This is a genomic window from Streptomyces sp. V4I23 (assembly GCF_030817975.1).
Taxonomy (GTDB): Bacteria; Actinomycetota; Actinomycetes; order Streptomycetales; family Streptomycetaceae; genus Streptomyces.
In genome coordinates this window covers 6,067,614-6,080,753 of sequence record NZ_JAUSZW010000004.1, presented here as the reverse complement: position 1 = coordinate 6,080,753, position 13,140 = coordinate 6,067,614, and the positions used below count along the sequence as shown (strand labels likewise).

Annotated in this window: 12 protein-coding genes; 4 read left to right on the top strand and 8 right to left on the bottom strand. The window is 71.4% G+C overall.

The features are described 5' to 3' along the window. Positions 1-49 precede the first annotated feature (49 nt). On the bottom strand, positions 50-1,600 hold the full coding sequence (locus QFZ82_RS29890) for a hypothetical protein (protein ID WP_307716094.1): 1,551 nt from the start codon (positions 1,598-1,600) through the stop codon (positions 50-52). A gap of 358 nt (positions 1,601-1,958) precedes the next feature. Here QFZ82_RS29890 and QFZ82_RS29885 point away from each other — a divergent pair, with 358 nt between their 5' ends. Then, positions 1,959-3,797 carry an endonuclease/exonuclease/phosphatase family protein gene (locus QFZ82_RS29885; RefSeq protein WP_307716093.1) on the top strand — a complete coding sequence of 613 codons (1,839 nt, stop codon included), beginning with the start codon at positions 1,959-1,961 and terminating at the stop codon, positions 3,795-3,797. 149 nt (positions 3,798-3,946) lie between these two features. After that, positions 3,947-4,855, top strand: coding sequence for a 4-hydroxy-tetrahydrodipicolinate synthase (gene dapA, locus QFZ82_RS29880; RefSeq protein ID WP_307716092.1), 909 nt, complete (start codon positions 3,947-3,949; stop codon positions 4,853-4,855). Between the two features lie 56 nt (positions 4,856-4,911). Here the strand turns inward: dapA and dapD are convergent, their stop codons facing one another. Then, positions 4,912-5,913, bottom strand: a complete 1,002-nt coding sequence (gene dapD, locus QFZ82_RS29875) for a 2,3,4,5-tetrahydropyridine-2,6-dicarboxylate N-succinyltransferase (protein WP_307716091.1) — start codon at positions 5,911-5,913, stop codon at positions 4,912-4,914. Positions 5,914-6,213: 300 nt separating this feature from the next. Here dapD and QFZ82_RS29870 point away from each other — a divergent pair, with 300 nt between their 5' ends. Further along, on the top strand, positions 6,214-7,233 hold the full coding sequence (locus tag QFZ82_RS29870) for a hypothetical protein (protein ID WP_307716090.1): 1,020 nt from the start codon (positions 6,214-6,216) through the stop codon (positions 7,231-7,233). Positions 7,234-7,291: 58 nt separating this feature from the next. Here the strand turns inward: QFZ82_RS29870 and QFZ82_RS29865 are convergent, their stop codons facing one another. Next, positions 7,292-8,254: a triacylglycerol lipase gene (locus tag QFZ82_RS29865; RefSeq protein WP_307716089.1), complete on the bottom strand. Its 963-nt coding sequence runs from the start codon at positions 8,252-8,254 to the stop codon at positions 7,292-7,294. A 273-nt stretch (positions 8,255-8,527) separates the two neighbouring features. Between QFZ82_RS29865 and QFZ82_RS29860 the strand changes: the two genes are divergently transcribed. After that, positions 8,528-9,844, top strand: coding sequence for a CdaR family transcriptional regulator (locus QFZ82_RS29860; protein ID WP_307716088.1), 1,317 nt, complete (start codon positions 8,528-8,530; stop codon positions 9,842-9,844). 15 nt (positions 9,845-9,859) lie between these two features. Here the strand turns inward: QFZ82_RS29860 and QFZ82_RS29855 are convergent, their stop codons facing one another. From QFZ82_RS29855 to sufC, 5 genes are all read right to left on the bottom strand, one after another. After that, a complete protein-coding gene (locus QFZ82_RS29855; protein WP_307716087.1) occupies positions 9,860-10,225 on the bottom strand; it encodes a VOC family protein in 366 nt (121 codons plus the stop codon). 79 nt (positions 10,226-10,304) lie between these two features. Beyond that, a complete protein-coding gene (locus tag QFZ82_RS29850) occupies positions 10,305-10,643 on the bottom strand; it encodes a metal-sulfur cluster assembly factor (RefSeq protein WP_177148866.1) in 339 nt (112 codons plus the stop codon). After that, the gene (gene sufU / locus QFZ82_RS29845; RefSeq protein WP_307716086.1) at positions 10,640-11,110 is read right to left on the bottom strand and encodes a Fe-S cluster assembly sulfur transfer protein SufU; all 471 of its coding nucleotides are present in this window, start codon (positions 11,108-11,110) and stop codon (positions 10,640-10,642) included. Before sufU ends, QFZ82_RS29850 begins: the two co-directional genes overlap by 4 nt. Positions 11,111-11,119: 9 nt before the next feature. Beyond that, on the bottom strand, positions 11,120-12,376 hold the full coding sequence (locus QFZ82_RS29840; RefSeq protein ID WP_307716085.1) for a cysteine desulfurase: 1,257 nt from the start codon (positions 12,374-12,376) through the stop codon (positions 11,120-11,122). Beyond that, a complete protein-coding gene (sufC, locus tag QFZ82_RS29835) occupies positions 12,373-13,137 on the bottom strand; it encodes a Fe-S cluster assembly ATPase SufC (RefSeq protein WP_307716084.1) in 765 nt (254 codons plus the stop codon). Before sufC ends, QFZ82_RS29840 begins: the two co-directional genes overlap by 4 nt. Positions 13,138-13,140 lie beyond the last annotated feature (3 nt).

Genomic DNA, 13,140 nt, shown 5'->3' with positions numbered 1-13,140 from the left:
ACGTCCGGTACCCGCACGGACGTCCGCGAGGACTGGGAGACCCCGGGTGTCAGTGGGACGAGCGGGACTTGAAGGCCGCCTTGCGGGCATCCTTCGCCACCCGCTTGTCCCCGTGCAGCCTGCCCATCGCCTCCAGCACGTCCGCCGTCCGCGGATGCGCCACCCGCCACGCCGCGTCGAAGAACCCGCTGTGCTGGCCGACCAGGCCCTCCACCAGGCCCTGGAGCTCCTCGACCTCGCCGTCCGCGTCCAGTTGCGCCGCGATGGTGTCGATCGCGAGCCAGAAGATCATCGATTCCGGCGGCGGCGGCACGTCGGACGCGCCGCGCTCAGCGAGCCACACCCGGGCCAGGCCGCCGAGTTCGGCGTCGTCGAGGACCGCGCGGACCTCCGGTTCGGCGTGCGGGCCGACCAGCGTGAGGGCCTGCTGACAGTGGAGGCGGCGCAGCGGCGCCCCGCCGTCGGCACCGCGGGCCGCGGCGAGCAGGTCGCGGGCGGCTGCGGCTGGTGCGCGCCGGGCCAGCCACTGCTCGGTCTCGGCACGCGCGGCGGGCTCGGGGAAGTGCGTGAGCCGGTCGAGCAGGACCTCCGCGCCCTTGTCCGCGAGTTCCCCCACGGCGGGTGCGTCGACGCCCGCCTCCAGCATCCGGGCCCGGATGCCGTACAGGCCGAGCGGGGTGAGCCTGACCATCCCGTACCGGGAGACGTCCTCGTCGTCGGCCGGGGTCTGGGTCGCCGCGTCCTCGGTCTCCTCCGCCATCAGCGCCTCGTCGACCGGCCGGTACTCGACGAGCCCGATGGGCTCCAGCAGACGGAACTGGTCGTCGAGGCGCATCATCGCCTCGGAGACCTGCTCCAGCACGTCGTCCGTCGGTTCCCCCATGTCCTCGGGCACGATCATCGACGCCGCGAGCACGGGCAGCGGGACCGGATGGTCACCGGCGCCGCCGTCGGAGACGGTCAGCAGGTAGAGGTTGCCGAGGACGCCTTCCAGGAACTCGGCCTCCGCCTCCGGGTCCCAGCCGAGCGCCTCGAAGTCGACTCCGCCGTCCGCCCCGACGACGTCGGCGATGTCGTCGAAGAAGGGCGCGCTCGCGTCCGCGAGGACGACGTCCAGGGCGTCCAGCCACAGGCCGAGCACGTCCTGCGGCGAACCTCCGGTGACCAGCGCCAGGTTGGCCCCGGCGCCGGCGCCGCCCGCGACGTCGTCATCGGCGACGTCGCCGCCGGTCGCGTCACCGGCACCGGCACCGGCACCGGCACCAGCGGCGGCGGCGTCGGCGTCGGCGTCGGCGTCGGCGTCGGCGTCGGCGGCATCATCGGCGTCCTCGACCTCGACGAGCCCGGTGTCGACGGCCACGCGCCACGCCTCGCTCGCGTACGCGGCCCCTTCCTCGTCCCCGGCGAGGCCCAACACGGCGGCCGCGTCGGGCAGTTGCTCGTCGACAAGTTCGCCGCCGGCGCCGACCCGCGTCCCCGGGCCCGCCCAACGGGCGAGCCTGACGGCCCGCGCGAGCAGCGGGGCGCCGAGCGCGGCCCGAGCCAGCTCCGCGTCCGAGTGCAGCCGGACCGGCGGAAGGGTGGGGCGGTCTTCGGGCATGTGCTGGTTCTCCTCCGCGGCGTACGGGATCCGGGGCAGGCTCACGGGCCCCCGGACGTAAGGGACCCGGACGCAGGGGGACCCGGGCGGTGCCAGCGTAGACGCATTCGAGGAGGTTTCGCGGCGCACCGGGAAGAGGCGACCTCCAAGGGTGCCTGTGGGGCACATGGTGCGACTGGGACGCCCCCGGCCGTGGAAAGCCGTCACGCCGCCGTGTTCACCCACGCGCCCGCCCCCGTACATCCGGCGACTCTTGACAACTGCCCTGTCGAGCCAAGAGATTGACGCGCGTAGAACACGCAGGACCCCGCCGGCGCCGCCGGCACCCCTCATCCCTCACACCTCCGGAGAAACCCCGATGCCTTCCTCCGTCGTACCGAGAACGCCCGCCGTCGCCGCTGTCGTCGCCGCCGCGCTGGCCGCCGGCCTGCTCGCCGGTTCCACCGGCGCCACCGCGGCCGAGACCGCCCAGGCGCGGATCCACGACATCCAGGGCACCACCCGGACGTCCCCGCTCGTGGGGCGCCAGGTCACCGATGTGCCGGGCATCGTCACGGGCGTTCGGACGTACGGCTCCCGGGGCTTTTGGTTCCAGGACCCGCAGGCCGACGACAACGACGCCACCAGCGAGGGCGTCTTCGTCTACACCGGCTCCGTCCCGACCGTCGCCGTCGGCGACCAGGTGCTGGTCTCGGGCACGGTCGGCGAGTACATACCGGGCGGCACCAACTCGGGCAACCAGTCGCTGACGCAGATAGCCAGGCCGGCCGTCACGGTGGTCTCGCGGGGCAACGAACTCCCCGCGCCCGTCACGGTCTCGGCCTGGTCCGTCCCCGGCGCGTACGCCCCCGACGGCGACCCGGCGGCCGGCAACAGCATCAACGCCCTTCCCCTGCGGCCGCGTACGTACGCCCTGGACTACTACGAGTCACTGGAGGGCGCCAACGTCCGCATCGGCACGTCCCGCGTGGTCGGCGCCACCGACCCGTACGCGGAGCTGTGGGTGACGGTCAAGCCGTACGAGAACGACAACCGCCGCGGCGGCACGGTCTACGGCTCGTACACCTCGCAGAACACCGGGCGCCTGCAGATCCAGTCGCTGACGCCCCTCGCCGAGAAGCCGTTCCCCAAGGCGAACGTCGGTGACGTGCTCGCCGGCACGACCGAGGGCCCGCTGGACTTCAACCAGTTCGGCGGCTACACCCTGACCGCCCGCACCCTGGGGACGGTGACGGACCGCGGCCTCGAGCGCGAGAGCACGCGCCCGCAGCGGAACGGCGAACTGGCGGTGGCCACGTACAACGTGGAGAACCTGGACCCGTCGGACCCGCAGTCCAAGTTCGACGCGCTGGCGAAGGCCGTCGTCGAGAACCTCTCGTCGCCCGACATCCTCGCGCTGGAGGAGATCCAGGACGACAACGGCGCGAAGAACGACGGCACGGTCGCGGCCGGGCAGACGCTGAAGAAGTTCACGGACGCGATCGTCACGGCCGGCGGTCCGGCGTATGCGTGGCGGTCCGTGGACCCGCAGAACAACAAGGACGGCGGCGAGCCCGGCGGCAACATCCGTCAGGTCTTCCTGTTCAACCCGGACCGGGTCTCCTTCACCGACCGCGCGGGCGGCGACGCCACGACGGCGACCGGTGTCGTGCGCGAGCACGGCCGGGCGGCCCTGACGCTCTCGCCCGGCCGCGTCGACCCGGCGAACTCCGCCTGGGAGAACAGCCGCAAGCCGCTGGCCGGCGAGTTCACCTTCCGCGGCCGCACGGTCTTCGTGATCGCCAACCACTTCGGCTCCAAGGGCGGCGACGAGGGCCTGACCTCGCACCACCAGCCGCCGAATCGTTCTTCCGAGGCCAAGCGCCTCCTCCAGGCGCAGTCGGTCAACGCCTTCGTCAAGGACATCCTCAAGACCGACCGCAGGGCCGACGTCGTGGTCCTCGGCGACATCAACGACTTCGAGTTCTCGGCGACGACGAAGGCCCTGACGGACGACGGCGCCCTGCACCCGGCCATCACGTCCCTGCCGCGCTCGGAGCGCTACTCGTACGTTTTCCAGGGCAACAGCCAGGTCCTCGACCAGATCCTGACGAGCCCCTCGATCGACGACTTCTCGTACGACAGCGTGCACATCAACGCGGAGTTCGCGGAGCAGAACAGCGACCACGACCCGCAGGTGCTGCGCTTCCGCCCGTAAGGAGCAGCCGCCGGTGTGCGGGCCCCGCGGCCCGCGCACCGGCCGGCACCGCTGTGACCAGGCACACCGGGGACCGCTCAGCGCTGCTTCACTTTCACACGAAGCAGATGTAACTGGAGCTTTACCGGCCCTGCGGCCACACTGCGGACATGTCATCTTCCCGCCCTTTCGGCTGCGCCCTGTGCGCCATGGTCACGCCCTTCACCGACGACGGCGCCCTGGATGCCGACGGCGCGCGGAAGCTCGCCGCCCGGCTGGTCGACGACGGCTGCGACGGACTGGTGCTCTCCGGCACCACCGGTGAGTCCCCCACGACGTCCGACGCCGAGAAGGCGGCCCTGGTGCGGGCGGTGGCCGAGGAGGTCGGCGACCGGGCCGCGATCGTCGCGGGCGTCGGCACCGCGGACACCCGCCACACCGTGGAACTGGCGCGCGAGGCCGAACGGGCGGGCGCCGACGGGCTGCTCGTGACCGCCCCGTACTACAGCCGCCCGCCCCAGCCGGCGATCGAGGCGCACTTCCGCCGGGTGGCCGACGCCGTCGGTGTTCCGCTGATGCTGTACGACATCCCCGGCCGCACGGGCGTGCGCATCGAGCCGGAGACGATGCTGCGGCTGGCGGACCACCCCCGAGTCGCGGCGGTGAAGGACTGCGCGTACGACCTGCTGGGCAGCACCAAGGTCATCGCCGGCAGCGGGCTCGCGTACTACTCGGGCTGCGAGGAGATGAACCTGCCGCTGTACGCGGTGGGCGGCGCCGGATTCGTCTCGACGGTGGCCAACGTCGCCGCGCCCCATCTACGCGCGGTCCTCGACGCCTACGACGCCGGGGACACCGCCCGGGCCGCCCGGCTCAACCAGCTCGCCCTGCCGCTCTCGGAGTCGATGATGGCCTCGGGGCTGCCGGGCACGGTGACCGCCAAGGCGCTGCTCGGCGCGCTCGGTCAGCCGGCCGGGCCGGTCCGTGAACCGCTGCAGCCCGCCGGCCGCGAGGCGACCGACGGGCTGCTGGAGGCGTACCGGCGGCTGGAGCGCGCGGCCGGTCAGCCGACTGCGTAGATGCCGCCGAGCACGGCGACGTCTTCGAGCACGTCCTCGAGGAGGAACCCCGAAGATCAGTTGTGGCTGTGGAGCACCTCGTTGAGGCCGCCCCAGACCGCGTTGTTCGGGCGGGCCTCGACGGTGCCGGTGACCGAGTTGCGGCGGAAGAGGATGTTCGACGCGCCGGACAGTTCCCGGGCCTTGACGATCTGGCCGTCGGGCATCGTGACGCGCGTGCCGGCCGTGACGTACAGGCCGGCCTCGACGACGCACTCGTCGCCGAGCGCGATGCCGACGCCCGCCTCGGCGCCGATCAGGCAGCGCTCACCGACGGAGATGATGACGTTGCCGCCACCGGACAGGGTGCCCATGGTGGAGGCGCCGCCGCCGATGTCGGAACCGTCGCCGATGATGACGCCCGCGGAGATACGGCCCTCGACCATCGAGGTGCCGAGGGTGCCGGAGTTGAAGTTGACGAAGCCCTCGTGCATGACGGTGGTGCCCTCGGCGAGGTGCGCGCCGAGCCGGACCCGGTCGGCGTCGGCGATCCGCACGCCCTTGGGAGCCACGTAGTCGGTCATCCGCGGGAACTTGTCGATCGAGGTCACCTGCAGGTGCAGCCCCTCGGCGCGGGCGTTGAGGCGCACGGTCTCGAGCTGGTCGACCGCGACGGGGCCGAGGCTGGTCCAGGCGACGTTCGCGAGCAGCCCGAAGAGGCCCTCCAGGCTCTGACCGTGCGGCTTGACCAGCCGGTGGGAGAGCAGGTGGAGGCGCAGGTACGCGTCGTGGGCGTCCAGCGGCTTGTCGTCGAGCGAGGCGATGACCGTGCGGACGGCGACGACCTCGACCCCGCGGCGGGCGTCCGGGCCGATGGCCCGCGCGGCGCCGTCGCCGAGGAGCTCCACGGCACGCTCGGCGGTCAGCCGCTCGGTGCCTGCGGGGCCGGGCTCGGCGGTGAGCTCGGGGGCGGGGTACCAGGTGTCGAGGACGACGCCCTCGGCGGTGACGGTGGCCAGGCCTGCGGCCACGGCACCGGTGGTGCGCTGAGCAGTGGTGCTGTCGGACGAGTCAGTCATGACAGGAAACCTAACCGGCCGGGGCCCGCATCGGCGAACCGGTCTCAGGTGCCGGGCGTCCGCGTCGCGCGGGACGGGACGGGGAAGAGGGGGGACAGGGCGCTCGGGGGCGGAGTCTGTCACTCCGGCGGCCCCGGCTACCTTGTTCGTCCGGACGGCCGCCGCGGCGGCCGTCCCGCCGTCATCTGACATGGGGGGACTTCAATGGCTTACGGAAACACGCCTTATCCGGGGGGCAACACGCCTTACCCGGGGCCGCCCGCGTGGGGCGCCTGGGCACCGCCGCCGCCCAAGCCGGGGGTGATACCACTCGGGCCGCTCGGCCTCGGCGAGATCCTCGGCGGGGCGTTCGCCACGATCGGCCGGCACTGGAAGCAGCTGCTCGGCTTCGCGCTCGCCGTCTACGGCGTCGCCCTTGCGGTGTTCGGCGGGGCGCTCGCGCTCGCCTACCTGTCGATGAAGGAGGAGCTGCACCGGCTGCTGGACTGGTCCGGGGAGAGCGCACCGGGCAGCGACCAGGTCGTACCGCTGGTGGCGACCTTCGCGGGCGTGTACGTCTTCGGCATCGTCGTGCTGCTGGTGGCCAACGCCGTCGTCTACGCCTCCTGCCCCGCGGTCCTGCAGGACGCGGTGCTCGGGCGCCCGTCGAGCATCGGGATCATCTGGCGCCGGGTGCGGCCGCGGGTCGGGGCGGTGCTCGGCACCGTCGTGATCACCGCGCTGATCGCCGCGGTCCCGCTGGTGCTGATGACCCTGGCCTTCATCGGCATGATCGTGACGATGATCGCGCTGGCCGTCGACGGCTCGGGCGAGTGGGGCTGGCTGGCCCTGGTCGGCTTCCTCGGAATGCTGGCCACCGGGCCCGTGGCGATCTGGCTGTGGGTGCGGTTCAGCTTCGCGCCGGCCGTCGCCGTCTTCGAGGGGCAGGGCACCATCGGCGCGATGACGCGCTCGGCGCAGCTGGTGCGGGGCGCGTGGTGGCGGGTGTTCGGCATCTCGCTGCTGGCCTTCGTGATGGCGGCCGCGGCAAGCTACCTCATCCAGCTGGTGTTCCAGCTGCTGAGCCTGATCCCCACCGGACCGGCCTCCCTGTCGGACGAGGCGGCCAACGGCGGTGTGGCCGTCACGATCGTGCTCACGACGATGGTGTTCGGACTGCTGACCACGCTGGTGGGCCAGATCCTCACCTCGGCCTTCCCGCAACTGGTCGTCGCTCTGCTCTACGTCGACCAGCGCATCCGCAAGGAGAACCTGGCGCCCGCGCTCGCCGAGGCCGCCGGGCTGCCGCCGCAGCAGCCGCCGGCCGCGTACGGGGCCTGAGACGCGGAGCCCCGCGGCCCGGGGAGCCGGGCCGCGGGGCTCCGCGCAGCGTGCGCGCTCACAGGAACTGCATGCCGTATCCCGTGCACGTGGGCCGGAAGTCGTCGGGCCCGTCGGCCAGGGCGTTCATGGTCATCTGGAGCGTCGGGTCGTCGTTGAACAGCCCCATGTGGCCGGCCCTGTCGTCGGGGCACAGGTCCTGCAGGACGATGTTGTTCACGTTCTTGCCGGTCAGGGCCTGGGTGGCGTACGGGGTGACGACCTTCTCGTACCTGGTCATGATGACGGTGTACTCGGGTCCGTCCGGCACCCGGTCGCCGTCGGCCCACATCTGTCTGGTGTAGTCGCTGGTGCGGGTCTGCTCGACGACGCCGGGGAACCGTGCCGTGTTCGACAGGCCGGTGCCGAAGCCCATGAGGTTCAGCTTGTCGCCGAGGTCCACGATCCCGTTGAGGTCGGTGCCGTGGGAGCTGGGGGCCCAGCCGACATAGTCGTCGACCTTCTTCGCGCCGCCCATCTTCTTCATCCACCACATCGGCACGCTGCCGCCGAGCGAGTGGCCGACGATGTCCACTTTCCCGGCACCGGTCGCCTGCTGGACCCGCGTCACGAAGGCGTCCAGCTGCGCGGCCGATTCGCGGTTGGAGCCGAGCCCGCCGACGCGCTGGAAGGACAGCGGGGTGAAGCCGTAGTTCATGGCGTAGACGCAGTAGCCGTTGTTCTTCAGGCGCGGGGCGGCCTTCACGAAGTTGGCGCCGATGTTGAAGAAGGTGCCCGGCAGGAGGATCACCGGGTCGGGATGCTCGGCGCCGGGCCTGCACGACCAGTCGTTGGCGCCCGGCACGGCCCCCGGGGAGACCGCGTAGTTCCACAGCGCCTGCGGGACGCCGCCCTCGCGCAGCGGTTTCTCCTCGGCCGCCTGCGCCGGGGCGGCGGCGCAGGTGACGACGGCGGCCGCGGACACGGCGGCTGTGGCCAGTGCGGTGCGCAGGCGACGGGCGGACCACTCGATCCCTGACATCGGTTGCTCCTGTGGGGGGTCGATCAGCCCGTCCCGGGGCTGATGTCGGCGGAGTCGTACGGGGCACGGGGATGCCCGGGAGCAGCCTGCCGCGAGTTCGGCGCGCCCCGTCCCGGGCGGCGTCCAAACAATCCGCCGGGGGCTTGTGAGCCGTCACAACACCCTCCCGGGGTACTCGCCCGTCGCCCGCGCGTCGGCATTGACACCCCGCGCGTCCTGCGGCGACCTTTATTACCGGTAAGTAAGGTCAGCGGCGTCGACGAGGTCGCCACCGTGGACAGTGAGGGGTACGTGACCATGGACCGTGAGGCGTACGTGCCGCTCGCCTTCGGCGGGGTTCCGGTGCACCAGCGCCTGGCCGGATCGGTGGACGAGCTGGCCGCCCGTGTCCTCGCACGCCTCGTCGACCATGTGCCCGTCTACGGCACACTGCCGGCCGAGCAGTTGCGCAGTGAGACCCAGCGGGTCATCTGCCAGGGCATACGCGCCTTCATCGGCGTCCTGCGCACCGGCGAACTGCCGGACGAGACGCAGTTGCAGGTCCTGCGGCAGTCCGCCGCCAAGCGGGCCGAGGAGGGCGTTCCGGTGGAGGCGGTGATCAGCGCCTACCACGTGGGGGCGCAGGAGTGCCTGGAGCGGATGTCGGCGCACGCGACGCCCGAGGACCTGTCGCAGGTGAGGACCGCGAACCAGCTGGTGCTGCGGTTTTTGGAGCGGATGACGGCCAACGTGGTGGCGGGTTACTTCGCGGAGCGCCAGGCGGCCGCGGGCGAGGAGCAGTCGGCCCGGCAGGCGATGCTCACGGCCCTCGTCGACGGGGAGGACGTACGGGTGACGGCCGCCCGCTGGGGCATCGGGCTCCCCGCCTGTTATCTGGTCCTGGCCCTGGCCGTGGGCACCCACCCCGACGAGCGGGCCCCGGGGGTCAGTCCCGTGATCGCCAGGCAGCGGAAGCTGCGGCGGCTGCGGGTGGAGCTGGAACGCCACGCCGAGGGCCAGGTGCTGTCGGCCCTCACCGGCGACGGCGGGCTCGCGCTCATCCCGTACGGCACGGACGTCGCGCTGCTGGCCGACCGGGACTGGAACCGGCTGGCCACCGCGGTGTCACACATGAGCCGCGTGGCCGGGGTCGACATCGTGGCCGGCGCGGCGGCGGCCGCCCCGGAGGACGTGAAAGCGGCGGTCCGGCTGGCGGAGGAGGTGCGGCGGGTGGCGGTGTCGGCGGGCCGGGAGCCGGGTGTCCACCGGCTCGGGGACGTGCTGCTGGAATACCAGCTGATGCAGCCGGGCCCGGCCCGCGACGCCCTGGCCGAACTGATGCGCCCGCTCGCCGACCGCCCCGAACTGCTCGGCACGCTGCGCGCGTTTCTGGACAGCGGACTCAGCCGCCAGCTGACCGCCGAGCGGCTGCGCGTGCACCCGAACACGGTGGACTACCGGCTGCGCCGCGCGGCGGAGGCGACCGGGCTGGACGCCACGTCGGGCGCCGACATCATGCGGGTGCGCGCGGCGCTCAGCGCCTACGACGCGCTGAGTGCCCGGCCGGGGGCGGCGGACGGGGCCGCGGACGGCGGCACCGAGGCGCGATGACGTGACGCCCTGGCGTCAGTCGAGCAGGGTCTTCTTCGGCCGCAGCACGCAGAACTCGTTGCCCTCGGGGTCGGTGAGGACCACCCAGGTGATGTCGTCCCCCTGCCCGACGTCCGCACGCCGCGCTCCGAGCGCGATGATCCTCTCGACCTCGGCACCCTGGTCGTCGGGGGTGAGGTCGATGTGCAGCCGGTTCTTCACGGTCTTGGTCTCGGGCACGGTGAGGAACACGATTCCCGGCAGCGCGCTCGGGTCGGCCCCGATGACGATCTCCTCGGGATCCTCGTAGACGATCTGCCAGTCGAGGACCCGCGTCCAGAACCGGGCGAGCGCGGCGGCGTCATGACAGTCGATCGCGATCTGGTACAGAGAAACGGCCATGCCCTCCAGTCTGCTGGGGGGTGCCCCCTGCTCGCAGAGCTCGGGGGAGGGCATGGCCGTTCCCGGGAGATCGCCCGGATCAGACGTTGAAGCCGAGCGCGCGCAGCTGCTCGCGGCCGTCGTCCGTGATCTTGTCCGGACCCCACGGCGGCATCCAGACCCAGTTGATCTTCAGCTCGCTGACGATGCCGTCCGTCGCGGCCTTCGCCTGGTCCTCGATGACGTCCGTCAGCGGACAGGCCGCCGACGTCAGCGTCATGTCGAGGGTCGCGACATTGGAGTCGTCGATGTGGATGCCGTAGATCAGGCCCAGGTTGACGACGTCGATGCCCAGCTCGGGGTCGACGACGTCGTACAGCGCCTCGCGGATCTCTTCCTCGGAGGCAGGCTTCAGCGCCGCCCCAGCGTTCTCGGTCATGCCGTCTTCCTCTCGGCGTCGGTGCCGTCGCCCAGCGCCTGGGCGGTCGCGTCCTTCCACGCCATCCAGCTCAGCAGCGCGCACTTCACGCGAGCCGGGTACTTGGAGACACCGGCGAACGCGACCGCGTCCTCCAGCACCTCCTCCATCGCGTCGTCCGGCTCGATCTGGCCCTTGGACTGCATCAGCTCCAGGAAGGTGCCCTGGATCTTCTGCGCCTCGGCGAGCTCCTTGCCGACGAGGAGCTCGTTCAGCACGGAGGCGGAGGCCTGGCTGATCGAACATCCCTGGCCCTCGTACGACACGTCCGCGATGCGCGACCCGTCGTACTTCACCCGCAGCGTGATCTCGTCACCGCAGGTGGGGTTGACGTGGTGCACCTCGGCGTCACCGTCCCGCAAGCCCCGGCCGTGCGGGTGCTTGTAGTGGTCCAGGATGACGTCCTGGTACATCGAATCCAGCTTCACGACCAACCCCTACCCGAAGAAGTTCCGTACGTGCTCCAGGCCGTCGACCAGGGCGTCGACCTCGGCCGGCGTGGAGTACAGATAGAACGACGCCCGCGTGGTCGCAGGAATTCCGTACCGCAGGCAGACCGGCCGCGCGCAGTGGTGGCCGACCCGGACCGCGATGCCCTGCTCGTCCAGGACCTGGCCCACGTCGTGCGGGTGGATGTCACCGAGCGTGAACGAGATCGCGGCGCCGCGGTCCTCGGCCGTGGTCGGGCCGATGATCCGGAGGTCGGGCACCTCCAGGAGCCGCTTCACCGCGTACTCGGTGAGCACGTGCTCATGCTGGGCGATCTTGTCCATGCCGATCGAGGTGAGGTAGTCCACGGCCGCGCCGAGGCCGACGGCCTGCGCGATCGGGGGCGTACCCGCCTCGAACTTGTGCGGCGCGGGAGCGTACGTGGACGAGTGCATCGAGACGGTCTCGATCATCTCGCCGCCACCGAGGAACGGCGGCAGGTCCTCCAGCAGCTCCTGCCGGCCCCACAGCACACCGATGCCGGTCGGACCGCACATCTTGTGGCCGGTGAAGGCCACGAAGTCGGCCTGCAGCGCCTGCACGTCCAGCACCATGTGCGGGGCGGCCTGCGAGGCGTCGATCAGGACCAGCGCGCCGACCTCCTGGGCGCGGCGGACGATCGCCTCGACCGGGTTGACGGTGCCCATGATGTTGGAGACCAGCGTGAAGGAGACGATCTTCGTCTTCTCGGTGATGACCTCGTCGATGTTCGACAGGTCGAGCCTGCCGTCGTCGGTGAGGCCGAACCACTTCAGCTTCGCGCCGGTGCGCTGCGCGAGCAGCTGCCACGGAACGATGTTGGAGTGGTGCTCCATCTCGGTGATGACGACCTCGGTGTCGCTGTCCACCCGGTAGGGCTCGTCGGCCCAGCCGAGCATGTTGGCGACGAGGTTGAGCGCCTCGGAGGCGTTCTTGGTGAAGATCACCTCGTTGCGGCTCGGCGCGTTGATGAAGGCGGCGACCTTGTCGCGCGCGCCCTCGTACAGCGCCGTGGCCTCCTCGGCCAGCACGTGCACGCCGCGGTGCACGTTGGCGTTGTGCTGCTCGTAGTACTCGCTGAGCACGTCGATCACCTGGCGCGGCGTCTGGGATGTCGCCGCGTTGTCCAGGTAGACGAGCTTCTTGCCGTCGTGGAGCACCCGGTCGAGGATCGGGAAGTCCTTGCGGATCGCCTCGGTGTCGAGGAGGCCCGGCAGATGTGTCACGCGGATACGCCACCCTTCGTGTAGGACTCGTACCCCTCGGCCTCCAGCTTGTCGGCCAGCTCGGCACCGCCGGACTCGACGATGCGGCCGCCGGAGAAGACGTGGACGAAGTCGGGCTTGATGTAGCGCAGGATGCGCGTGTAGTGCGTGATCAGCAGGGTGCCGACCTCGCCGGTCTCGCGGACGCGGTTGACGCCCTCGGAGACGATGCGCAGGGCGTCGACGTCGAGACCCGAGTCGGTCTCGTCGAGGATCGCGATCTTCGGCTTGAGGAGCTCCAGCTGGAGGATCTCGTGGCGCTTCTTCTCACCGCCGGAGAAGCCCTCGTTGACGTTGCGCTCGGCGAAGGCCGGGTCCATGTGCAGACGCTCCATGGACTCCTTGACCTCCTTCACCCACGTGCGCAGCTTGGGGGCCTCGCCGCGGATGGCGGTGGCGGAGGTGCGCAGGAAGTTGGAGACCGAGACGCCGGGGACCTCGACCGGGTACTGCATGGCGAGGAAGACGCCGGCGCGGGCGCGCTCGTCGACGGACATCTCCAGGACGTCCTCGCCGTCCAGGGTCACGGTGCCACCGGTGATCGTGTACTTGGGGTGGCCCGCGAGGGAGTACGCGAGGGTCGACTTGCCGGAGCCGTTCGGGCCCATGATGGCGTGGGTCTCGCCCTGCTTCACGGTCAGGTCGACGCCCTTGAGGATCTCCTTGGTGGCGTTGTCGGCCTCGACGGAGACGCGCAGGTCGCGGATTTCAAGCGTTGCCATGGG